General features: G+C 38.6%; 25 protein-coding genes. 14 read left to right on the top strand and 11 right to left on the bottom strand.

Features of this window, described 5'->3' with window-relative positions:
* Together proC and GTH24_RS04460 are read right to left on the bottom strand one after the other, a co-directional pair.
* Complete coding sequence (gene proC / locus GTH24_RS04455; protein ID WP_164526005.1) at positions 1–819, bottom strand: pyrroline-5-carboxylate reductase; 819 nt, start codon at positions 817–819, stop codon at positions 1–3.
* A gap of 14 nt (positions 820–833) precedes the next feature.
* Positions 834–1,532: a YggS family pyridoxal phosphate-dependent enzyme gene (locus GTH24_RS04460; protein WP_072071104.1), complete on the bottom strand. Its 699-nt coding sequence runs from the start codon at positions 1,530–1,532 to the stop codon at positions 834–836.
* Positions 1,533–1,553: 21 nt separating this feature from the next.
* Between GTH24_RS04460 and GTH24_RS04465 the strand changes: the two genes are divergently transcribed.
* Entirely contained in the window at positions 1,554–2,558 is a 1,005-nt protein-coding gene (locus GTH24_RS04465) for a type IV pilus twitching motility protein PilT (RefSeq protein ID WP_164526006.1), read from the top strand.
* Between the two features lie 52 nt (positions 2,559–2,610).
* On the opposite strand, the gene ruvX is transcribed toward GTH24_RS04465, so the two are convergent.
* The 4 genes from ruvX to rsmE all read right to left on the bottom strand — a co-directional run bounded on the left by ruvX (position 2,611) and on the right by rsmE (position 5,430).
* The gene (ruvX, locus tag GTH24_RS04470) at positions 2,611–3,030 is read right to left on the bottom strand and encodes a Holliday junction resolvase RuvX (protein ID WP_164526007.1); all 420 of its coding nucleotides are present in this window, start codon (positions 3,028–3,030) and stop codon (positions 2,611–2,613) included.
* Positions 3,030–3,593 (bottom strand): YqgE/AlgH family protein, encoded by a 564-nt coding sequence (locus GTH24_RS04475; protein ID WP_072071101.1) that lies wholly within the window; start codon positions 3,591–3,593, stop codon positions 3,030–3,032. The genes ruvX and GTH24_RS04475 overlap by 1 nt, the downstream gene beginning before the upstream one ends.
* Before the next feature lie 138 nt (positions 3,594–3,731).
* Positions 3,732–4,688 carry a glutathione synthase gene (gene gshB / locus GTH24_RS04480; RefSeq protein ID WP_072071100.1) on the bottom strand — a complete coding sequence of 319 codons (957 nt, stop codon included), beginning with the start codon at positions 4,686–4,688 and terminating at the stop codon, positions 3,732–3,734.
* A gap of 10 nt (positions 4,689–4,698) precedes the next feature.
* Positions 4,699–5,430 (bottom strand): 16S rRNA (uracil(1498)-N(3))-methyltransferase, encoded by a 732-nt coding sequence (rsmE, locus tag GTH24_RS04485; protein ID WP_115350353.1) that lies wholly within the window; start codon positions 5,428–5,430, stop codon positions 4,699–4,701.
* A gap of 456 nt (positions 5,431–5,886) precedes the next feature.
* On the opposite strand from rsmE, the gene GTH24_RS04490 reads away from it, so the two are divergent.
* Positions 5,887–6,312, top strand: coding sequence for a prepilin peptidase (locus GTH24_RS04490; RefSeq protein WP_072070912.1), 426 nt, complete (start codon positions 5,887–5,889; stop codon positions 6,310–6,312).
* A gap of 108 nt (positions 6,313–6,420) precedes the next feature.
* Here GTH24_RS04490 and GTH24_RS04495 read toward each other — a convergent pair whose 3' ends face one another.
* Positions 6,421–7,089: a DsbA family protein gene (locus GTH24_RS04495; protein ID WP_072070911.1), complete on the bottom strand. Its 669-nt coding sequence runs from the start codon at positions 7,087–7,089 to the stop codon at positions 6,421–6,423.
* Positions 7,077–7,949 carry an MBL fold metallo-hydrolase gene (locus GTH24_RS04500; protein WP_164526008.1) on the bottom strand — a complete coding sequence of 291 codons (873 nt, stop codon included), beginning with the start codon at positions 7,947–7,949 and terminating at the stop codon, positions 7,077–7,079. Before GTH24_RS04500 ends, GTH24_RS04495 begins: the two co-directional genes overlap by 13 nt.
* 105 nt (positions 7,950–8,054) lie before the next feature.
* Between GTH24_RS04500 and GTH24_RS04505 the strand changes: the two genes are divergently transcribed.
* The gene (locus GTH24_RS04505) at positions 8,055–8,975 is read left to right on the top strand and encodes a LysR family transcriptional regulator (RefSeq protein ID WP_072070909.1); all 921 of its coding nucleotides are present in this window, start codon (positions 8,055–8,057) and stop codon (positions 8,973–8,975) included.
* Here the strand turns inward: GTH24_RS04505 and GTH24_RS04510 are convergent.
* A complete protein-coding gene (locus tag GTH24_RS04510) occupies positions 8,952–9,878 on the bottom strand; it encodes a LysR family transcriptional regulator (protein ID WP_072070908.1) in 927 nt (308 codons plus the stop codon). The genes GTH24_RS04505 and GTH24_RS04510 overlap by 24 nt on opposite strands.
* A gap of 112 nt (positions 9,879–9,990) precedes the next feature.
* Between GTH24_RS04510 and lysA the strand changes: the two genes are divergently transcribed.
* Entirely contained in the window at positions 9,991–11,232 is a 1,242-nt protein-coding gene (gene lysA / locus GTH24_RS04515) for a diaminopimelate decarboxylase (RefSeq protein WP_072070907.1), read from the top strand.
* 112 nt (positions 11,233–11,344) lie between these two features.
* Here lysA and fadE read toward each other — a convergent pair whose 3' ends face one another.
* Positions 11,345–13,792, bottom strand: coding sequence for an acyl-CoA dehydrogenase FadE (fadE, locus tag GTH24_RS04520; protein WP_072070906.1), 2,448 nt, complete (start codon positions 13,790–13,792; stop codon positions 11,345–11,347).
* Positions 13,793–14,030: 238 nt separating this feature from the next.
* Here fadE and lpcA point away from each other — a divergent pair, with 238 nt between their 5' ends.
* Positions 14,031–14,609: a D-sedoheptulose 7-phosphate isomerase gene (gene lpcA / locus GTH24_RS04525; protein WP_072070905.1), complete on the top strand. Its 579-nt coding sequence runs from the start codon at positions 14,031–14,033 to the stop codon at positions 14,607–14,609.
* A gap of 56 nt (positions 14,610–14,665) precedes the next feature.
* Positions 14,666–15,433 (top strand): class II glutamine amidotransferase, encoded by a 768-nt coding sequence (locus tag GTH24_RS04530; protein WP_072070904.1) that lies wholly within the window; start codon positions 14,666–14,668, stop codon positions 15,431–15,433.
* Here the strand turns inward: GTH24_RS04530 and GTH24_RS04535 are convergent.
* On the bottom strand, positions 15,404–16,165 hold the full coding sequence (locus GTH24_RS04535) for a L,D-transpeptidase family protein (protein WP_072070903.1): 762 nt from the start codon (positions 16,163–16,165) through the stop codon (positions 15,404–15,406). The genes GTH24_RS04530 and GTH24_RS04535 overlap by 30 nt on opposite strands.
* A 415-nt stretch (positions 16,166–16,580) precedes the next feature.
* Here GTH24_RS04535 and GTH24_RS04540 point away from each other — a divergent pair, with 415 nt between their 5' ends.
* The 8 genes from GTH24_RS04540 (at position 16,581) to nqrM (ending at position 23,761) form a co-directional block, all read left to right on the top strand.
* A complete protein-coding gene (locus GTH24_RS04540; protein WP_072070902.1) occupies positions 16,581–17,921 on the top strand; it encodes a Na(+)-translocating NADH-quinone reductase subunit A in 1,341 nt (446 codons plus the stop codon).
* A 3-nt stretch (positions 17,922–17,924) separates the two neighbouring features.
* Complete coding sequence (locus GTH24_RS04545; RefSeq protein WP_115350347.1) at positions 17,925–19,163, top strand: NADH:ubiquinone reductase (Na(+)-transporting) subunit B; 1,239 nt, start codon at positions 17,925–17,927, stop codon at positions 19,161–19,163.
* Entirely contained in the window at positions 19,156–19,944 is a 789-nt protein-coding gene (locus tag GTH24_RS04550; RefSeq protein WP_072070900.1) for a Na(+)-translocating NADH-quinone reductase subunit C, read from the top strand. Before GTH24_RS04545 ends, GTH24_RS04550 begins: the two co-directional genes overlap by 8 nt.
* Positions 19,937–20,566, top strand: a complete 630-nt coding sequence (locus GTH24_RS04555; RefSeq protein WP_072070899.1) for an NADH:ubiquinone reductase (Na(+)-transporting) subunit D — start codon at positions 19,937–19,939, stop codon at positions 20,564–20,566. Before GTH24_RS04550 ends, GTH24_RS04555 begins: the two co-directional genes overlap by 8 nt.
* A gap of 5 nt (positions 20,567–20,571) precedes the next feature.
* Positions 20,572–21,168, top strand: a complete 597-nt coding sequence (gene nqrE, locus GTH24_RS04560; RefSeq protein WP_006534792.1) for an NADH:ubiquinone reductase (Na(+)-transporting) subunit E — start codon at positions 20,572–20,574, stop codon at positions 21,166–21,168.
* 16 nt (positions 21,169–21,184) lie between these two features.
* Positions 21,185–22,411, top strand: a complete 1,227-nt coding sequence (nqrF, locus tag GTH24_RS04565; RefSeq protein ID WP_115350346.1) for an NADH:ubiquinone reductase (Na(+)-transporting) subunit F — start codon at positions 21,185–21,187, stop codon at positions 22,409–22,411.
* Positions 22,412–22,491: 80 nt separating this feature from the next.
* Positions 22,492–23,514 carry an FAD:protein FMN transferase gene (locus GTH24_RS04570; RefSeq protein WP_072070897.1) on the top strand — a complete coding sequence of 341 codons (1,023 nt, stop codon included), beginning with the start codon at positions 22,492–22,494 and terminating at the stop codon, positions 23,512–23,514.
* A gap of 19 nt (positions 23,515–23,533) precedes the next feature.
* Complete coding sequence (gene nqrM / locus GTH24_RS04575; protein WP_036932601.1) at positions 23,534–23,761, top strand: (Na+)-NQR maturation NqrM; 228 nt, start codon at positions 23,534–23,536, stop codon at positions 23,759–23,761.

Genomic DNA, 23,761 nt, shown 5'->3' on the forward strand with positions numbered 1-23,761 from the left:
TTAAAATTGTTTTTCCATTTCTTGCGCACGTTTAATCGCAGCTTGCATGGCAGAAGCGACGTTTTCAGGTAATTTACCTTCATAAAACTGCATAAGCGCAGCGGCTGTCGTTCCACCTTTTGATGTTACCTGCTCGCGTAAAGTTGAGAAAGGTAGCATATGTTGCTTTTCAGCTAAGGCAGTAGAGCCACTTGCCGCTTGTTGCACGATGGCTCTTGCTACATCAGGTGAAAAACCTAAACGTTCAGCTTCTTGTTGCATTGATTCCATAAACAAGAAGAAATAAGCAGGTGCACTACCAGCAACGGCGATAATATCATTGATGGCAGATTCTTGCTCTACCCAAACAGTTGTTCCGACACTTTTCATTAATTCATCGGCGAATTGTTTATCTTTAGATGAAAGTGAATGGCGTGCGAACATACCACTTAAGCCTTTACCTACGAGTGCAGGCGTATTTGGCATAATACGAACGAGTTGTAATTGAGTTGCAAAATAGTCGTTATAACGTGTAGCAGGAATGCCAGCAGCGATAGTGAGGACTAACTTTTTACTCATATCAATATTTTGTAAGGGCTTACAAACTTCTTCCATCATTTGAGGTTTTACAGCCAGTATAATGGCGTCCGCTTTTTTCACTGCGTTAATATTGTCATTAGTACTATGGATACCAAACTCTTTCTCTAAAGGCTCTCTACGAATGGCAGAAGGTGAGCTGACGGTTATTTTATGTGCTGGATATCCACCTTGAATCAATCCAGCAATAATGGCTTGAGCCATATTTCCAGCGCCAATAAAAGCGATGTTACGATGTTCCATATAAACCTCTATTTTTACTTAGTCGCGTAATCTCTTGCGCCAAAAATTGCTGTACCAATACGAACAAGTGTTGAACCACAAGCAATAGCGGCTTCCATATCACTCGTCATTCCCATAGATAATGTATCTATGTTGGGGTATTGAGATTGTAATTGCTTAAAGGCAAGATGCATTTTTTCTAATACTTCAACTTGTTTGTCATAATTACTTTCAGGTGCGGGAATAGCCATTAATCCGCGTAATTTAATGCTTGAAAGAATAGAAATTTGTGCTGCTAGCCCATCAAGTTCAGTAAGATTAATGCCTGATTTGCTGTTTTCATCACTAATATTGATTTGAATAAGTACATTTAATGGTGGCAATGAAGCAGGACGTTGATCACTTAATCTTTGAGCGATTTTTAATCTATCAATGGTATGGCACCAATCAAAATTTTCAGCAACAAGACGTGTTTTATTTGACTGTAGAGGACCGATAAAGTGCCAAACTAGAGCGTGGTTATCAGAAAAATAATTGATTTTATCAACGCCTTCTTGGACATAGTTTTCACCAAATTCAGTTTGCCCACATGCGATTGCTTTTTCGATGTCGCTCGCAGGTTTTGTTTTGCTCACTGCAAGTAGTGTTATTTCTTCTGAAGAACGGCCGCATTTCTGCGCTGCGGTGTCAATGTGAGACCTGACATTGACGAGATTCTGTTTAATAGTATTCATGGCAACTCAGGAGATAATAAGATGAAAATGGAAAATTTAATTGCGTATAGTGTAAAGCATAACGCCTCTGATCTGCATCTTTGTTGTGGCGATGTACCACGATTACGGATCAATGGAATACTTTATCAACAAAATCAATGTAAACCTATCACTTCCGATAGTCTACTTGCGTGGTTCAGGCCTTTTTTGACAGATGCCCAAAAGCAAATTTTTGAGAATGAAGGGCAGATTGATACAGCACTTACGCTGCCTTGTGGGCAACGGCTTCGTATTAATTTGTTTCGTCAACAAAAAGGTGTTTCAGCAGTATTAAGAATAATTGAAACACAAATCCCTTCTTTAGATAAACTTCGAGTACCTAAGTCGGTTTCAACATTATTAGATAACTATTCTTATGGGCTTATTTTAGTTACTGGGGCTACAGGCAGTGGTAAGTCATCGACATTAGCCGCGATGATCAATCATTTAAATCAATATCAACGTCAGCATATTTTGACATTAGAAGATCCAATTGAATTTATACATAGCAATAAACAAAGTGTTGTTCAGCAACGAGAGGTTGGACGCGATGTGCAAAATAGTGCAAGTGCAATAAAGAGTGCTTTACGTCAAGATCCAGACGTTATTATGCTTGGTGAGTTAAGAGATGCACAAAGCATTAAGTTAGCTTTAACCGCAGCTGAAACAGGGCATTTAGTTCTAGCTACTTTGCATACTCAAGGCGCAACACAAACACTTGAACGTGTTACTAACGTATTTGCAGGTAATGAGCGTCAATGGATTTCATCACAATTAGCATGCAGTTTGAGGGCGATAATTTCACAAGAGTTGGTACCTTCAACTGAAGGTGGGCGAGTGGCATTATTTGAAATAATGCAGGTTACGCAGGGCATTTCGCATCTTATTAGAGAAGGGAAATATCACCAAGTAACTACATTAATGCAAACGGGTAGTGAATATGGCATGCAAACCTTCATGTTAAGTCGCCAGCAACGTCAACATGAAGGATTAATTCAACGAGATTGATTGCTTAAGAGCGAGATTAACAAGACCTGTCGTTTTGCATGACGAGCACTTGTTAGCATTGCTGTTCAAACCAGCTTTCAAGAATAATAACGGCAGATGTTGCATCCACGCTGCCTTTATCTAATGAACGATAGCCACCATGCTCAAAAAGGTGAGAACGAGCTTCAACGGTACTAAGGCGTTCATCATGCAAGGCAATTTGAACACCAAATCTTCCATGTAGGCGATTGGCAAATTTTTTTGCTTGTGTTGTGACTAATTGCTCCGTGCCATCCATATTAAGAGGTAAACCCACAATGACTAAATCAGGTTGCCATTCTTTTATGATTTTTTCGATCTGAGACCAATCAGGAATGCCGTCTTTGGCTTTAAATGAAGCTAAAGGTCTAGCAGTTCCTGTGATTTCTTGACCAATAGCAGCACCAATACTTTTAGTGCCAAAATCAAAGCCCATTACTGTTCTGTTTGACATTATGCGTGACCCGCTATAGGCGAAATAGTATGGATATTAATCCCAATTAATTCAGCAGCTTTATGCCAACGTTCAGCAATAGGGGTATCAAAAATAATCTGAGGCGCTGCTTCAACTGTAAGCCAACTATTTTCTAAAATCTCTTTCTCTAACTGACCTTGTTCCCAGCTGGAATATCCCAAAGAAACTAATGTTTTTTCTGGTTGTCTTGCTGTGCCTAAGGTTTCTAATACATCTTTGGATGTTGTGATCATAGTGCTGTCACTGATTTTTATGCTAGAGCTAAAACCTGACACCGGAGTATGTAAGATAAAACCATGCTCTTCTGCAACTGGACCTCCTGACATCACAGGTTTTTGTAAGCTAATCGCTTCGTCTCTGTCCGTTGAAAAAATCTCCAGTTGATCTAATACGCCTTCCACTGAGATATCTTCGATAGGTTTATTAATAATTAAGCCCATCGCACCGTTTTCATTATGTTCGCAAACATAGACGACCGAACGCTCAAATAACGGATCGCTCAATGAAGGCATAGCAATAAGAAAATGGTTAAGTAAATTCATAATAGTAATACTGTTCCCTGATCATTTTTAGTAAAAAACCTAGCCCTTTTATACATTGTATTTCTTAATGTATACCATCTATTTATATGTAGGGGCTAGGTTCAGACTTTTAAACCCTTTAGCGAGGGTGATTAAAAGTTAGTTTTTCTTATTTAGGCGTACTTCAATTGCATCCATTAGCATACCTGTTACAGATACATCAGGATAAGCAGCTTCAATTTCACGCGCACAAGTTGGGCTTGTGACGTTAATTTCAGTCAAGCGATCGCCAATAACATCTAAGCCAACAAAAATAAGACCTTTTTGCTTAAGAATAGGTGCGACTTGACGTGCAATTGCCCAATCACTCTCTGTTAATGGGCGAGCTTCACCGCGACCACCAGCCGCTAAATTGCCACGAGTTTCCCCTTTTGCAGGAATACGTGCTAAGCAATAAGGAACAGGTTCGCCGTCTACAACAAGAATGCGTTTATCACCATCAACAATTTCAGGTAAGAAGTTTTGCGCCATACAGAAACGATGACCATGGTCTGTGAGTGTTTCGATAATGACACCTACGTTAGGATCGTCTTTTTTCAAACGGAAAATAGATGCGCCACCCATACCGTCTAATGGTTTGAAAATCACATCACCGTGTTTTTCATGAAAAGCACGTAAATGTTTAGCTTCACGGGTAACTAAAGTATCTGGTGTTAATGTTGGGAACCACGCTGTGAAGAGTTTTTCGTTACAATCACGCAAGCTTTGTGGCTTATTAACAATGAGTGTTCCCATATCTTCTGCGCGCTCTAAAATATAGGTTGCGTAGATGAACTCGGTATCAAAAGGCGGATCTTTACGCATTAAAATAGTATCAAGTTCACCTAAAGCAATATCTTGCTCTTGGCCAAATTCAAACCATTTTTCTGGGTTTTCTTCTACACTGAGTAAACGAGTATGAGCGCGTGCTTCACCTTGATGTAGGTAAAGATCGTTCATTTCCATATAATGAATTTCCCAACCACGGCGCTGTGCTTCTAATAGCATGGCAAAGCTGGTGTCTTTTTTGATTTTGATGGATGAAATTGGGTCCATCACAATACCTAATTTAATCATTACTTCTCCTTTATCCCAGATCGCCGAACCGAACCTGCAAAGCGGTGATTGCGGTGAGCGCTGTTGTTTCAGTTCTTAATACACGAGGACCTAATAAAATATCAGTAAAATGGTGCTCTGCTGTCATGGCGATTTCTTCGGGGGAAAGTCCACCTTCAGGGCCAATCAATAAGCGCACTTTTTTAACAGGTAAGGGTAAGGTATTAATACTTTGGTTTGCTCTAGGGTGTAAATTGAGTTTTAAACTATCATCATTTTGAGCACACCATTCTTCCAATGATATCACTGGCATCAATTGTGGAAGCGTATTTCTACCACACTGTTCACAGGCTGAGATAATAATTTTTTGCCATTGTTGATGTTTTTTCTCTAAACGGCTTGGATCTAGTTTAACACCACAGCGTTCTGAGATCAGTGGCGTAATTGTATTTACACCTAACTCTACTGATTTTTGAATAGTAAACTCCATTTTCTCACCTCTAGACAATACTTGCCCTAAATGGAGGTCGAGAGGGGATTCTTTATCATCAACAATGCCTTCATTTACTTGCACTGTGACTGATTTTTTTGTGCTTTCAATGATTTCGGCATCAAACACCTGGTTTGAACCATCAAACAATGCCAGTTTTTGCCCTGTAGACATTCTTAATACACGTCCAACATGATTAGATGCTTCGTCATCTAATATTGTTTGCGTGCCTGTTGTGAGTGATTCTGGATGATAAATGCGAGGAATACGCATAACGTGAAACCCTTACGTAAAAGATGGTTAACCGTGATAAATAAAATATGTGATATGCATCATACGCATGACATTATGGCATGCAAGTTATCACTTTGCTTTTATCGTTATTATAGCGTGAATTTTCTTGCGAGTTTTGTCGCAAAATTTCATGTTTTTAGGGTAATTATAAAAGAATTCTCGGTATTCAATTTATTCTCTTATACAGTTAACTCACAGGAGCTGTAAAAAAATAAGGAATTGATATTTATGAATTTTATTTATTTTCTCTTTAAACGTGATTTCTTGCTCTCTTTTCTTAGTTATTTTTTTATGACAATTAAAATTTGTACATTTTATTCTTTATTATCTTTATTGCCTAAATCTCGGCGTTATCAGCTTATTTTTAGTTATTTTGTTATTTTTCTTTATTGGATAACTTCAATTAATTCATTGTCTTTATTGATAATATTTTCAATGTTAACTTTTTATTTATTAACACTTTCTATTTTTGATGCGGACTATTTTTTGTTGCCTAATGACTTAACGTTTTGGTTGTTATTTTTAGGATTATCAATAAATTATACTACATATGGTCTAGTTCTTTTTCATCATGCTTTTTATGGTTTTTTAATGGGAACTGGGTTGTTTTATGGTGTTTATTTATGGGGATATCTTATTTATCAAGAATGTGTATTGGGTTTTGGTGATGTGAAATTGTTTGGTGCAATTGGCGCATGGTGTGGATTTGAAAAATTACCTTATATTCTTTTAGGTGCTTCTTTGTTGGGGCTTTGTGTGTATTGCATCGTATTAATAACCACAAAAGAATATTTAAACAAAGTCGCATTTGGTTCTTGTTTATCTTTTTCGACACTAATGGTGCTTAGTTTCTATTTTTAGTTTATTGATAATTTTATATATACAACATTTAAAATGGGTAATGTTATTGAATAATAAAGAAGGTAGTGTGCAGAAATACGTAAATAAATCAGCACACTATAAAATTGATTATAGATTTTCCGTTATAAATTGCTGCCAACGTTTTGTATTACCTAAATATTTTTCAACTGATATCAGGTGATAACCTTGAGCATCTTCAATAAATAGTGTCGGAAAACCACGGCCATTAACTTGGCTCATTAATTGCTGTGTTTGACTTAAATGTTGTTGAGTTTGTGCTTCATTAATTTCAGACAGTAAAGATGCAAACTGTTCAACATCAAAGCCTAGCTTTTTCACAATAAATAACAGTGTGTTTTTATCACTGATATTTAAACCGTCAAGGTAATAGGCTTCTTGTAATGCTTTTAATAAATAAACGTCACGCTTTCCCATTATTTGAGCAACAAGAATAGCTGAAATAGGTAACAGAGAGTTTAATACCATTTCTGTGTTACCAAGGGTGTCACGGTATGCATGACTAAAGACTTGACCTGATAATTGACTAATACGTTCATCGATGGGGGTAACGTGCTCTTTCCATGATTGACCACCGGTTACGGCTCTTGTTGGTGTAAATAAACCACCACCATGTAACTTGATAGCATCTGGAAATATATTGCTCACTACTTCAATAAGGGGAGCAATGCCATAACACCAACCACAAAGAGGATCGTAAACATAGTGCAATATTTTAGTACTTTGAGTGTCACCTGTACTGCTTGTTACTGAGGCCATTGCATCTCTCCTTTAAGTACTTTTGCACTGAGCTCTAGGCTTGATTTATCTGCTAAATTCTGATGAGTTTTTTCCATCACTGCAATAAATTCATCTGAATTTTTTGTCTTTTCAAGATTTTTCTCAGCCTCAATTAGATAATTCATCGTAAAGTCAACTGCTTGTAGACTATATGTTGCTTTAGGTAAATAGTGGCCTGGAATAACAGTTTTTGGTGAGAGTGATTTTATTTGTTGCAATGCTTTAACCCAATATTGGCGCTCTGTGATAGTTTGAGTATCTGCTAACCAGACATGAATATTTTCATAAACTAAAACACCCCCCATCACTGCGTTCAGTTTTGGAACATAAAGATATGTTCTATCTGGAGATTGGCTATCTAATCCTTTGATAGAAATAGTCTCTCCTTCAATAGAAAAACTATCGCCTGTTACCTCTTCAGGAATGATGATTTTTTTAGGGGCATTTTCTTTAAGTACTGTGCTCCAGTAGGCCAGTTTTCCTGCTTGGGTTTCGTTGATTGCATTGATTGTGGGCGCAGTTGCAATCACTTTAGCATTTGGAAACGCATCAGTAATAACATCTAATCCAAAATAAAAATCAGGATCTGAATGGCTGATATAAATATAAGTCAGGTTTTTTCCAGAAGCTTTGATCTTATCAACTAAGGCTTGTGCATCATTTTTCTGAAATTGAGCATCAATTAAAACAGCATCTTTATCACCATAAATAATTTCAGAAGAAACAGGAAAAACACTCGCCTCTCCTGGATTATAGATATCTAATGTTAATTCAGTAGCTAATGCTGAAGTTGCGAAGAAGGCGGTTGCTGCAAGTGTTAAAGGAAGTAATTTTTTCATCTTTTGTTTTCTCCATAATGTTGTTGCTGACTATAATATGTTGCATAAAACAAGAGAAAAACCTCATTTCAGGCAATTAATTGTTGCGTAAATCGAGCAAATAAAATGGATAAAATAAAAGCATCAGAAGTTTTTGTGACTATTGTGAAGCAAGGTAGCATGATAAAAGCTGCTGATTATCTAGGTATGTCTAGAGCCATGGTAACTCGCTATTTAAATGAAATGGAGGAATGGGCGGGTGTTCGTTTATTGCATAGAACAACACGCAAACAGAGCTTAACATCTGTTGGTGAGATGGTTTATGAACAAAGTTTGCAATTATTAGAAATGGCAGAACGTATCCCTGCCAATATTCCTAAAGAGCGTCATCAAATTAGTGGGCTTGTTCGTATTACCAGTTCACAATCATTAGCAAATAGCATTTTATCTGTTGCTATTTGTGAGTTTATGCAGCGTTATCCTTTAATTGCTGTCGATTTACAAATTACTAATCAAACAGTGAATTTGGTGGAAGAACGCATTGATATTGCTTTGCGTATTACTAATCATCTTGAGCCTAATTTAATTGCGCGGCCGCTGGCAACATGCCTTTCCGTAGTATGTGCTCATAAAGATTATTTAGTAAAAAAAGGAATACCGAAAACACCGGATGATCTCGCTCAACATCAGTGTTTAACTTATCGTTTTTTTGGTCGTAGCTTGTGGGAATTCAATTTAGGAGATAAACGTTATTCTGTGCCCGTTGGCGGTAATTTGAGTGCTAATGAATCCGTTGTGTTATTGCAAGCAACATTAAAAGGAGCGGGAATATCATTACAGCCTTATTATTCAGCAAAACCTTATCTTGAAAGTGGAGAGTTAGAACACGTTTTAGCTGACTATCAAGCTCAACCTATGGGGATTTATGCTGTTTTAGCAAGTCGGCAAAATATGCCAGCTGCAGTACGTGTATTGCTCGATTTTCTTGTTGAATGGTTTTCATCCTCTTCACATTGGCTTGGTTTATCGGGTAAAGGCGAGCTTTAAGTGTGCAGGGTAATCCGCTAATGCACTTTTCATTACATCAATAAAATAGGAAACCAGTTGTGATGATGGGCGGTGAGATGGGCGAATTAAGCTTATAGTAAAAGGGATTGTAAAACTTAAAGGGCGAATACAAAGTGTTTTATTGAGGTAATCAAGAGCAGTAATAGGGTTAACAATTGAAATGCCGATATTTTCACTGACCATGGCGCAAATAGATGCAGCACTTTGTGTTTCCATGATTAATTGTCGCGTTATTCCTTCTTGAATAAAAACGGCATCAATGAGCTGTCGATAAGTATCATTAACAGATAAGCTGATAAAACGCTCGTTCTGAAAATCAGACGGGTGTAACAATGTTTTTTGACACAATGGATGTGACTTAGGTAAAACGGCAACTTCATTGAGTGTTAACAGTGTTTCTTGTCGAGTTCCTGCTGGTGTCTGGGTGTGTTCTGTTAATCCTAAATCATAATGTTGAGCTGATAGCCATTCTTCTAACAATGGTGATTCTTGAGGAACGATAGTTAAATTGACATCGGGATGTTGATCAATAAATTGACGACAAATAGAAGGCAGCAATGATTGAGCGAATGCAGGTAAACAAGTGATATTTAGTTCAGCTTGTCGAAAATGACGAATACTTTCAGCAACATTAATGATCCTATCTAAACCATAATAAGAGCGTTGCACTTCTTCAAAAAATCGTAATCCTTCTGCTGTGGGCTGAAGCCGACCTTTTATTCTGTCAAATAACTTAAATGATAATAAATGCTCAAGACGTGATAACTCTCGACTTACAGTAGGTTGTGAGGTTTTCAGTAATTCAGCCGCTTCAGTGAGATTTTGTGTCGTCATTACAGCATGAAATATTTCAATATGTCGCCAGTTAAAAGGAGCTTTCATTTATTATTCCTATATCATGGATGAATAGAGTGTAGCTTATTTGATATTTTTATTCCTTTTCAAGTTAATTAATAATCATTTTATTCACCAGTGACTTTTATGAGTAAATATTATGACAACATCAATCACTATGGCTCAATATCAACTCGCACAAACGTATGGAACGCCATTATGGATTTATCAAGGCGATACAATTTCTGAACGTATTGCTCAACTAAAATCGTTTGATGTGGTTCGCTTTGCTCAAAAGGCTTGCTCAAATATTCATATCTTACGTTTAATGAAAGCGCAGGGTGTAAAAGTAGACTCGGTTTCATTAGGTGAAATCGAACGTGCTTTAGTGGCAGGTTATCAAGGCGGTAGAGAAAAAAGTGAGATTGTCTTTACTGCTGATTTATTGGATGAAAGAACTATTGAACGTGTTATTGAGTTAGATATTCCTGTTAATGCCGGTTCTATAGACATGCTTCGCCAATTAGGTGAACGCAATCAAGGGCATGCTGTTTGGATAAGAATTAACCCTGGATTTGGTCATGGACATAGCCAAAAAACTAATACAGGTGGTGAAAATAGTAAGCATGGTATTTGGTTCGATGATGTTCCTGAAGCATTATCTGTGATCCAACAATACAACCTAACTCTAGTTGGTTTTCATATGCATATTGGCTCAGGGGTCGATTATCAGCATCTATCAAGTGTTTGTGATGCAATGGTAGAACAAGTGCTTACCGCTAAGGTTGATATTCAAGCAATTTCAGCTGGTGGCGGATTATCAACGCCATATCAAGAAGGTGATGCTACGGTCGATTTAACTCACTATTTTTCGTTGTGGGATAAAGCACGTCAACGTATTGCACAACATCTTGGTCATGATATCGAGCTTGAAATCGAGCCGGGACGTTTCTTAGTGGCTGAGTCTGGTGTATTAGTTTCTCAAGTAAGAGCGGTTAAATCGATGGGAAGCCGTCACTATGTACTGGTGGATGCTGGATTTAGTGATTTAATGCGCCCTGCTATGTATGGAAGTTACCATCAAATTTCAGTTTTAGATAATCATGGGCAAATAAAGCCAATGATAGAATTACAAGAAACTATTGTTGCAGGCCCGCTTTGTGAATCAGGTGATGTTTTTACTCAGCAGGAAGGTGGCACAGTTACCCCTCGTTTATTACCTCAAATTCAAGTGGGTGATTATATAATTATTCATGATACAGGGGCTTATGGCGCTTCAATGTCATCTAATTATAATAGTCGTCCTCTTATTCCAGAAGTATTAATAACAAAAGGGGCTTCTCAATTAATTCGACGCCGTCAAACCATAGAAGAATTATTAGCGTTGGAGTTAAATCTTTAATTAATCCTTTTTATTAGTCTTACTTTTATTGAAACAAAAACACCTCATGACTTATTTAGTTATGAGGTGTTTTGTTTTATTCAGCAGGTGATATGCCCTTTATATAAATAAACTAGGCTGCTTTATCTGTTTTAATATCACTCGTTTTAGGCTTTTTTGCGGGCACCGCCAGTGCATCAAAGTCAAACTCATCAACATTGATACTCCGTAAGCGACTTTGTTCAGCTTTACGTAAAATATCAGCCTCTTCTGGCGTCACTCGTTTATCCGCTAACGCTTTATCTGCCAACTTATCTAATTGAGTAAAACTGAATTTTTTCTCGTAGAGGCGACAAATGCGGTCGAAAATAGGTTCTGCTGCTAAAATATCAAGTAACGCTTCTTCCATTAGACCATGTGGATTGTGTTCACAAGGTGTTAAGAATTGGCCTCTACCAATACGATCGCGAGTTTCAGATGGTTGTTGAATAATTTGAGCCACTTTACTGTCTAGTTTATCAGATGGCAGTTTCTGCGCTTTACCGAGAGGAAAAATAATGGCGCGCATAGTACCTGCGATCATTCGGCTCGGGAAATTACGTAACAGTTCATCAATTGCATTTTCAGCTTGGTATAGACACTCTTTCACACTCCAATGCACTAATGGCAAATCAGCAGTATGACGACCTTCATCTTCATAGCGTTTTAAAGTCGCAGAAGCGAGGAAAATATGGCTTAAAATATCACCTAAACGAGCAGAAATACGCTCACGACGTTTTAAACTCCCACCTAAAACCCCCATTGAAACATCAGATAATAAAGCCATATTGGCACTAAGGCGGTTAATTTGCTGATAGTAACGACGTGTTTCATCATTGGTTGGTGATGCACTTAAACGACCATTAGTGATACCTAACCAAATACTTCGTAAGGTGTTACTTGCAACATGCCCGATATGGCCAAATAAGGCTCGGTCAAAATCATGTAGATTGCTGTCACGTGCTGCGGCGATTTCATCTAACACATAAGGGTGGCAACGAATAGCACCTTGACCATAAATGATCATACTACGTGTTAAAATATTGGCACCTTCAACGGTGATAGCAATAGGCGAACCTTGATAAGAACGGGCAACAAAGTTTGAAGTTCCAAGACAGATCCCTTTACCACCAACAATATCCATTGCATCAATAACGCCACGTTGTGCTCTATGAGTACAATGATATTTGACGATAGCAGATAAAACCGCAGGTTTTTCCCCTAACATAATACCAGTGGTAATTAAGGTTGCAGCGGCATCTAAAAGATAAGCGTTACCAGCTAGACGAGCTAATGGTTCTTCAATACCTTCCATTTTACCAATAGGAATTTTGAATTGACGGCGTACACGAGAATAAGCGCCCGTTGCCATTGCCACACTTTTTAATCCACCGGTCGAGTTTGATGGTAGAGTAATTCCACGACCAACAGAAAGGCACTCCACCAGCATTCTCCAGCCTTGTCCTGCCATTTTTGGCCCACCAATAATGTAATCAATAGGAACAAAAACATCTTTACCGCGAGTAGGCCCATTCATAAACGGAACGTTTAATGGGAAATGGCGATGGCCAATTTCAACGCCTTTTACATCGGTGGGAATTAATGCACAGGTAATGCCAGGGTTTTCATCGTTACTTAAAAGATGTTCAGGATCACGCAATTTAAACGCCAGTCCTAATACGGTTGCGATAGGTGCAAGGGTGATATAGCGCTTATTCCAATTTAAACGAATACCTAATATTTGCTCTCCTTGCCATTCTCCCATGCAAACGATACCACTGTCTGGGATCGCACCTGCATCAGAGCCAGCTTCAGGGCTGGTTAAAGCAAAGCAAGGAATTTCATCTCCCTTGGCTAAACCGGGTAAATAGCGTTTTTTCTGCTCATCGGTACCATAATGCTGAAGAAGTTCACCAGGACCTAAAGAGTTAGGTACACCAACTGTGATAGCTAAAATACCAGATACTCCAGCCAACTTTTGCAATACACGAGATTGTGCATAGGCAGAAAACTCTAATCCGCCGTACTCTTTTTTAATGATCATCGCAAAGAAGCGATTATCTTTCAGGTACTGCCAGATTTCAGGTGGTAAGTCAGCTAACTCATGAGTGATTTCAAAGTCATTTGTCATACGACAAACTTCTTCTACTGGACCATCAAGAAACGCTTGTTCTTCAGCGGTGAGTTGTGGTTTGGGATAATTATGCAATTGCTTCCAATCAGGAGCGCCACGGAAAAGCTCACCTTCCCACCATGTTGTACCTGCATCAATGGCTTCTTGTTCTGTTTTAGACATAGAAGGCATGACTTTTTGAAATGCTTTAAGTGCAGGAGCAGAAATATAGGTTTTACGAATAGACGGAAGTGTAAAGGGTAATAAAACTAATGCAACGGGAAGAAGTAGCCAGTAACTCCAAATATTGACTAGACCCATTACAAAAGTGTAAGCAATAAGGACAAGGCTACTTACCGCAATACCAGATTTGCGATAACTAAGTATGCCAATAAGAATAATGAAAAGTGCAATACTGAGTAGTGTCATAATAAACTCCTGTATTTAGCAAGAGATCAGAGGTCAGACCTGTTGTTTGTTATTTAGATCTAATCTAGTCACTAACTTTTATCAATATATTTACATTCTAATTACAATATAGCTCACAAATTATTCGTAAATGAGAGAAGTTAGCATTTGTCGGTAATGGGTATCTTCTTTCATGACATCGAATCCGTTACACTGAGAAACAGAAAATTTCGATTACCCTTTCTGGAGTAAAAATCCTATGTACCAAGATCTTATCCGTGGTGAATTAACAGAAGCAGCAGATACCCTTTCTCGCTTTCTTCAAGATGATGCAAACATTGAAGCTATTCAAAAAGCAGCTGTATTATTAGCAGATTCGTTTAAGGCTGGTGGCAAAGTATTATCTTGTGGTAATGGTGGTTCTCATTGTGACGCAATGCATTTTGCTGAAGAGCTGACAGGGCGTTACCGTGAAAATCGTCCTGGTTATCCTGCCATTGCGATTTCTGATGTAAGCCATATTTCATGTGTGAGTAATGATTTTGGCTATGAATATGTATTTTCACGTTATGTTGAAGCTGTAGGTAGAGAAGGTGATGTTCTGCTGGGAATTTCAACTTCAGGTAACTCAGGCAATATCATCAAAGCGATTAGTGCTGCGCGTGAAAAAGGCATGAAAGTCATTACGCTAACGGGTAAAGACGGTGGCAAAATGGATGGAACTGCGGATATTGAAATTCGTGTTCCTCATTTTGGTTATGCTGATCGTATCCAAGAAATCCATATCAAAGTTATCCATATTCTGATCCAATTAATTGAAAAAGAAATGGAAAAGTAAGTCGTTATTGATATTGCTATAAATCAGCAATAAACATCGACAAGAAGGAGTGAGCGATGTGTGAATTATTAGGCATGAGTGCAAATGTACCGACAGATATTAATTTTAGCCTAAGTGGGTTAATTCCAAGAGGGGGCAAAACTGGGCCTCATAAAGATGGTTGGGGAATTACCTTTTACGAAGGACTAGGGTGTCGCACATTTAAAGACCCTCAAGCCAGTGCTATTTCACCTGTCGCTCGCTTTGTTCAAGAATATCCGATTAAATCTGAGGCTGTCATTGCCCATATTCGTCAGGCGAATCGAGGAAATGTCTCTTTAGAAAACACCCATCCTTTTACCCGTGAATTATGGGGTAAAAACTGGACCTATGCACATAATGGTCAATTAAAAGGCTATCAATCTCTTGAAACAGGACGCTTTAGATCTATCGGTCAAACAGACAGTGAAAAAGCATTTTGTTGGATTTTAAATCAACTTGAAGAGCGTTATAAACGAACACCTGCTAATTGGCAGGCTGTGTTTCGTTTTATTGCTACTTTAGCCTCTCAATTAAGACAAAAAGGGGTTTTTAATATGCTGTTATCCGATGGACGATTTGTTATGGCGTATTGTTCAACAAATTTGCATTGGATCACGCGAAAAGCACCTTTTGGAAAAGCAAAACTACTTGATCAAGATGTAGAAATTGATTTTCAGCAACATACACAATCAGATGATGTTGTTTCTGTTATTTCAACATTACCACTTACTGGAAATGAGTCTTGGCAACGTATTCCTGTGGGGGAGTTTGTGTTATTTGATCGTGGTGTGCGTATCCTGTAGCCATTTACTTTCACTATTTTGTGATAAATTAAGGATGGCTTGATTAGGTACAATTGAGGTGCTATTAACAAGATAGCGTCCATCCTTAACAGTTACAGAAGGGATCTGTTTGCGTTCTTCGACATATTGATAGGCGGGCATAAGTTGTTGCCAGAAATCTATGTCCGTTGAATAGCGATGTTTCTTCATATTTTCGTTAGTCATTTTAAATGGGAAAATATGAATATTGATCACTGATTGTCCATTTTTCAGGGCTAGTTCAGCATACTGATAAATTTCATCCATAACTGAATCGGTCATTGCATAACAACCAACCGATTTACACGCTCCATGGATCATTAAAAAATCCCCTGTGTATCCTTTTGATTTATCGTATTGGTTAGGAAATCCTAGATTGATAGCTCGGTAAAATCGACTATTCGGATTTAATTGTGAAAAATTAACCTGATAAAAGCCTTCTGGACTTTTTAAATCACCTTGAAACTTTTTAGGGCCTAATCCACCAGAATAGCTACAGATGGGGTAAGTACGTACTTTTTCTAATTGCCCATCTAATTTTTCTGTATAAAGTTCAAGTAAGCTTTCTTCTTTGAAAATCTGAATATAGATAGGCTGTCCTGTACTTTTTTTAACAGATTCCATTAGAAACTTTGAACTATTCGCGGCGTTAACTAATAAAGAAGTTAACATTAATGTTAAAAAACTGATTAGTTGTTTTGCGTGACTGGTCATGGTTTTATCAGAAAAATAGCTTAAAATTTGTTGATAAAGTAGATCGTAGATTGCTATGAAGCAATAAATTTGTAAATTAAAATCCGAGATGGTTTCTTTTCTATTACAAAATATTCTGTGTAAAATTTAAGCGATCGTCGAGAAAGATGATATTTTAATTCGGTTTATACGAGTTGTTAACGTTTCAGTCAAAATAATATTCCCATTTGCTTGAGCTAAATCACTCGAATAGTCAGACAGGGTTAGGCTGAGATGATAAAATTCAGGTCGGCAGAATAAGAGAAAATAGTAACAATTATCGGAGATAAATAACTTAAGGTTCAAAAACACCTTAAGATGTTTTTATTACAGAGTCGCTACATTTTCGGGGTGAATTTGTAGCTTAGGGTTTAACTGATAAACTTGTGCAAATCTTATGATTAAAATTAAAAAAGGACTCGACCTCCCAATTGCAGGAGCGCCTGCCCAAGTGATAGAAGACGGACCCGCGATTCAACGCGTAGCACTGCTAGGCGAAGAATATGTCGGTATGCGTCCTTCTATGATGGTTTCGGAAGGTGAGCATGTAAAAAAAGGGCAAATTCTTTTTGAAGATAAAAAGAATGCCGGTGTTGTTTTCACCAGCCCAGCTTGTGGTAAAGTCGTTGAAATTAACCGCGGTGAACGCCGTGTGTTCCAATCTATCGTGATAGAAATTGATGGCAACGAAGAAATTACCTTCAACCGCTATGATAGCGCTGCGTTGTCAGATTTGACCCGTGAACAGGTTGAAACCAACCTTGTTAAATCGGGCATGTGGACTGCGTTAAGGACTCGTCCTTACAGTCGTACTCCGCATTTAGGTACAACACCTGTTGCCATTTTTGTTTCTGCAATGGATACCAATCCACTTGCAGCTGATCCTATGGTTATTATTGAGCAAAATGAGAAGGCATTTAATGATGGCCTTGTTGTTTTAACCAGATTAACTGAAGGAAAGGTCTATGTTTGTCATGGCGAAAAATCACCTGCAAAATTAAATGACGGACAAATTAGCTATAACCAATTTTCTGGTCCTCACCCAGCAGGATTGGTAGGTACTCACATTCATTTCTTAGAGCCTGTCAGTGCTAAGAAAATGGTTTGGCATTTAAATTACCAAGATGTGATTGCTATTGGTTACTTGTTTACAACAGGTTCTTTATACACTGAACGCGTTGTTGCATTAGCCGGCCCTCAAGTAAAAGCACCGCGTTTAGTGCGTACTTGTTTAGGGGCTGATCTCTATGAGTTAACCAAAGATCAATTAGTTGATGATGAAAACCGCATTATTTCTGGCTCTGTGTTATGGGGATGGAAATCTGATGAGGCTCATCACTATTTAGGTCGTTTCCATAATCAAGTTTCTGTATTACGAGAAGGTCGTGATAAAGAGTTATTTGGTTGGGGTATGCCGGGTAGCGATAAATTTTCTATTACTCGTACAACTATCGGTCACTTCCTAAAAAATAAACGCTTTGCTTTTACAACTTCAATGAATGGTGGCGAACGTTCAATGGTACCAATTGGTAACTATGAGCGTGTTATGCCATTAGACATTATGGCAACGCATTTATTACGTGATTTAGTTGTAGGTGATACAGACAGTTCGCAAGCATTAGGTTGTTTGGAATTGGATGAAGAAGATTTGGGATTATGTACTTATGTTTGCCCAAGCAAATATGAGTATGGCCCAGCACTGCGCCAAGTATTGACCAAAATTGAGCAGGAAGGGTAACTCATGGGTTTGAAAAATTTATTTGAAAAAGTAGAGCACCATTTTGAGCCCGGTGGCAAATTAGCAAAATGGTACGTACTTTATGAGGCTGTGACCACAGTATTTTATACGCCAGGCACAGTAACGCGTAATGGTGGACATGTTCGTGACACTATCGATCTAAAACGCATGATGATCTTGGTTTGGTTAGCCGTTTTTCCAGCAATGTTTTGGGGAATGTATAATGTCGGCCACCAAGCGATCCCAGCACTGAATCAGTTATATAGTGGCGTAGAATTACAGCAAATCATCGCTTCCGACTGGCATTATCGCCTTGCGCAATACCTTGGTGCATCATTAGCAACGGATGCAGGTTGGGGAAGTAAGATGTTACTTGGTGCAACTTACTTTTTACCTATTTATCTTGTTGTTTTTGCGGTTGGTGGGTTTTGGGAAGTACTTTTTGCTTTCATTCGTGGGCATGAAATTAACGAAGGTTTCTTTGTTACATCCATACTGTTTGCTTTGATTGTACCGCCAACGCTACCACTTTGGCAGGCTGCACTAGGTATTACGTTTGGTGTTGTTATCGCAAAAGAAATTTTTGGTGGTACAGGTCGTAACTTCTTGAACCCAGCATTAGCGGGTCGTGCATTCCTGTTCTTTGCTTATCCAGCTCAAATTTCAGGTGATCTGGTTTGGACTGCTGCTGATGGTTTCTCGGGTGCAACACCATTGTCACAATGGTCTGTATCAGGTGAAAGCGCATTATTAAATACAGCTACCCAACAACCTATCTCTTGGATGGATGCTTTTCTGGGATATATTCCAGGTTCGATTGGTGAAGTTTCAACACTGATGATCTTAATTGGTGGTGCTGTCATTCTCTTTGCTCGTATCGCTTCATGGCGTATCGTTGCAGGAGTAATGGTAGGCATGATCGTGATGTCATATCTGTTTAATTTTATCGGTTCAGATACCAATCCTCTCTTCTCAATGCCTTGGCACTGGCACCTTGTTTTAGGTGGTTTTGCGTTTGGTATGATGTTTATGGCAACAGATCCAGTATCTGCATCATTTACTGATAAAGGTAAATGGGCTTACGGTATTTTGATTGGCGTAATGGCTGTGCTTATTCGTGTCGTCAATCCGGCTTACCCAGAAGGAATGATGCTGGCAATCTTATTCGCAAACTTATTTGCACCACTGTTCGATTATGTGGTTGTTCAGGCGAATATTAAGCGGAGAAAAGCTCGTGGCTAAAGAGAAAAACAAAGATAGCGTCGCAAGAACGTTTCTCGTTGTATTTATTCTGTGTCTTGTGTGTTCCGTTGTAGTAGCAGGGGCCGCGGTTGGACTGAAGTCTAAACAAGAAGAACAAAAACTTCTTGATAAACAACGTAATATTCTTGATGTTGCTGGATTGCTTGTACCTAAAATGAGCGCAACAGATGTATTGAAAGTGTATGACACTCGTATTAAAGCAAAAATTGTTAATTTTCAGACAGGCGAACTGACTGATAGTAAAGGTAATTTTGATTTAAATACGGCATTACGTAGTGACGATACTTCAATTGCACTATCACCGGCAGATGATTTTGCTAAAATTCGCCGACGTTCAAATACAGCAGAAGTGTATTTTGTCCTTGATGAGCAAGGTAAAACAACAGAAGTCGTACTACCTGTCTATGGCTCAGGTTTATGGTCTGTGATGTATGCTTTTATAGCGGTTGATATTGATGGTGTAACCTCCAAAGGTATTACTTATTATGCTCATGGTGAAACGCCCGGTTTAGGGGGAGAGGTTGACAATCCACAGTGGAAAGCACAATGGAAAGGTAAGCGTCTAATCAATGAGGAAGGCCTACCTGCTATCAAGATTGTACGTAGTGGCGCCGCTTCTGGTAATCCTTATGGTATTGATGGACTTTCTGGTGCGACACTGACCTCAAATGGCATCCAGCATATGTTCGACTTCTGGTTAGGTGAAAAAGGTTTCGGCCCATTCCTGAAAAAAGTACGTGAAGGAGAAATCAATGGCTGATACAAAAGAAATTAAACGCGTTTTACTTGGGCCATTGTTAGATAACAACCCTATTGCTTTACAGGTATTGGGTGTGTGTTCTGCACTGGCTGTAACAACAAAACTTGAAACTGCATTCGTGATGACAATTGCTGTAACACTGGTTACTGCATTCTCAAGTTTCTTTATTTCACTAATTCGTAATTACATACCAAGTAGCGTTCGTATTATTGTTCAAATGGCGATTATTGCTTCATTAGTTATCGTTGTTGACCAAATTTTGCAAGCTTATGCGTATGAAATCTCTAAGCAACTTTCTGTTTTCGTTGGCCTTATCATTACTAACTGTATCGTTATGGGGCGAGCAGAAGCTTATGCAATGAAATCACCACCGATTGAAAGTTTTATGGATGGTATTGGTAATGGCTTAGGGTATGGCGCTATCTTGATCCTTGTCGGATTTTTACGTGAGCTTTTCGGTTCTGGTAAATTATTTGGCATTACCGTGATGGAATCTATCCAGAATGGTGGCTGGTATCAGCCTAACGGTTTATTCCTGTTAGCACCAAGTGCATTCTTTATCATTGGCTTGCTAATTTGGGGATTACGTACATTAAAACCTGCACAGGTTGAAGAGGACTAATCGCCATGGAACATTATATAAGCCTGTTTGTTCGTGCTGTTTTTATTGAGAATATGGCGCTCGCGTTTTTCTTAGGGATGTGTACATTCCTCGCTGTATCTAAAAACGTAAAAACGGCATTTGGATTAGGTATCGCTGTTACTGTTGTTCTAGGTCTTTCTGTACCACTGAATAACTTGGTTTACAACTATGTGTTACGTGATAATGCATTAATGGAAGGTGTCGATTTAAGTTTCTTAAACTTTATCACTTTCATTGGTGTGATAGCCGCACTGGTACAAATCCTAGAGATGATTTTAGACCGTTATTTCCCTGCGCTGTATAACGCATTAGGGATCTTCTTGCCTCTTATTACCGTTAACTGCGCCATTTTCGGTGGTGTGTCATTTATGGCACAACGTGACTATAACTTTAGTGAGTCTATTGTTTATGGTTTCGGCTCTGGAATTGGTTGGATGTTAGCCATCGTATTGTTGGCTTCTATCCGTGAGAAAATGAAGTACGCGGATGTACCGGCAGGTATGAAAGGATTAGGCGTTACTTTTGTCACCACAGGGTTGATGGCATTAGGTTTCATGTCCTTCTCTGGTGTTCAGCTATAAAGGGTGAGAAGAACTCATGGATATAATTATTCTAGGTGTCGTGATGTTTACCCTGATTGTATTGGTATTAACAGCGTTGATTTTGTTTGCAAAATCAAAACTGGTCAATACAGGGGATATTTCAGTTGAGGTCAATGGAGACCCAGACAAAAGCTTTAATGCACCAGCAGGTGATAAATTACTAAACGTATTATCAAACGAAGGTATTTTTATTTCATCAGCTTGTGGTGGCGGTGGCTCTTGTGGCCAGTGTCGCGTTAAAGTGCTTGAGGGGGGCGGTGATATTCTGCCGACAGAACTTTCGCATATTAACAAGCGTGAAGCTAAAGAGGGTTGTCGTTTAGCCTGTCAGGTCAACGTAAAAAACAACCTTAAGTTAGAATTACCAGAAGAAATCTTCGGTGTTAAAAAATGGGAATGTGAAGTTATCTCAAACGATAACAAAGCAACTTTCATTAAAGAATTAGTATTAAAAATTCCTGATGGTGAAGTTGTACCTTTCCGTGCTGGTGGATTTATTCAGATAGAATGTCCACCTCACACCGTGCGTTATGAAGATTTTGATGTGCCAGAAGAGTATCGTGAAGACTGGGATAAATTTAACTTGTTCCGCTATGTTTCTGATGTAAAAGAAACCACTGTACGTGCTTACTCAATGGCAAACTATCCTGAAGAGCATGGCATTATCATGTTAAACGTGCGTATTGCGACACCACCACCACGTAATCCTGATGTACCACCAGGAATAATGTCGTCATACATTTGGTCATTAAAGCCAGGTGATAAAGTGACAATTTCAGGGCCATTTGGTGAATTCTTCGCTAAAGAAACTGATGCAGAGATGATCTTTATTGGTGGTGGTGCAGGTATGGCACCAATGCGCTCACATATTTTTGATCAGTTAAAACGCTTACATTCTAAACGTAAAATTAGCTTCTGGTATGGTGCTCGTTCTGTGCGTGAAATGTTCTACACTGAAGACTTCGATATGCTTGCAAAAGAAAACGAAAACTTCACATGGAATGTCGCACTTTCAGATGCCTTACCTGAAGATAACTGGACGGGATATACTGGATTTATTCACAATGTGTTGTTTGAGAATTACCTCAAAAATCATCCAGCACCAGAAGATTGTGAATTCTATATGTGTGGACCGCCAGTAATGAACGCTGCTGTTATTAAAATGCTCAAAGATTTAGGCGTTGAAGATGAAAACATTATGCTGGATGACTTTGGCGGTTGATCCTAACCTCCCATAAAGCATAAATGAATGAAATGACAAGCGCCCACTTATGTGGGCGCTCATGATCAGAAGAGAGAGTTATGTTAAAAAGAAAGATGATAAATTGGATAGTGATGCTGTCTGCTTTAGTTCTATTGTCTGCATGTGGTGAAAAACAGCAGGTATTAGAAGGCGAAACAATGGGAACTTATTACTCGATTAAATATGTCCCCGATAGTAATTCACCTCCACAAAACGTCTTACAAACAGAGATCGATCGTATTCTTGAAGAAGTTAACGATCAAATGTCAACATATCGTCCTCATTCTGAATTGAGTCGTTTCAATCAAAGTCGTGAAATTAATACACCATTCCCTGTTTCGCCTGCGACTGCTAAAGTAGTGAGTGAAGCCATTCGCATTAATAAAATTACGAACGGTGCTTTAGATGTAACCGTTGGGCCGTTAGTAAATTTATGGGGATTTGGACCAGAAGGTCGATTTACTCACCAACCTTCTGAAGATGAATTAGCAAAGCGTAAACAGTGGATTGGTATTGATTACCTCGCTGTTGAAGGAAATATGCTGATCAAGAAGATCCCTGAGCTTTATGTCGATCTCTCTTCTATTGCTAAAGGCTATGGTGTTGATGCTGTCGCTGAGTATTTAATATCACAGAATATCACTAATTATATGGTTGATATTGGTGGTGAAGTAAGAACACAAGGCGTAAACGGCAATGACAAGCTTTGGCGTATAGCGATTGAGAAACCAGCTAATGATGGTACAAAACAGAGTGTTCAGTTAATTATTGAACCGGGTGATAATTCAATTGCAACCTCTGGTGATTATCGTAACTACTTTGAAGAAAACGGTGTCCGTTATTCTCATACTATTGACCCAACTACAGGTCATCCTATTAAACATAACCTTGTTTCTATTACTGTGATTGTCCCCACTTGCATGAGTGCTGATGGCCTTTCTACAGGATTGAATGTTTTAGGACCTGAAAAGGGGTTAGAAGTAGCAAATGAACTAAATATTCCTGTCTTTATGATAGTGAAAACTGAAAATGGGTTTGAAGAGCGCTATAGTAAAGCGTTCGCCCCGTTCTTGAAAAAATAGAATTTAAGGAGAGAAGGTTATGTTAAAAATATTTCTTTTTGCCTTCATCTTATTCTTGATTGCCTTCTTTGGAATGGCGTTAGGATATATTGTAAAGCGTAAAAGCCTTCAAGGTAGTTGCGGTGGTTTAGGGGCCATGGGGATAGAAAAAGAGTGTGATTGCCCTGAACCTTGTGATGCACGTAAAAAACGTATGGCAAAAGAGTCCGCACGAGAAGAGTTACTGAAAAAGAATCGAATTCTTTAA

This window comes from Proteus vulgaris, from assembly GCF_011045815.1.
In the GTDB taxonomy this organism is placed as follows: Bacteria; Pseudomonadota; Gammaproteobacteria; order Enterobacterales; family Enterobacteriaceae; genus Proteus; species Proteus vulgaris_B.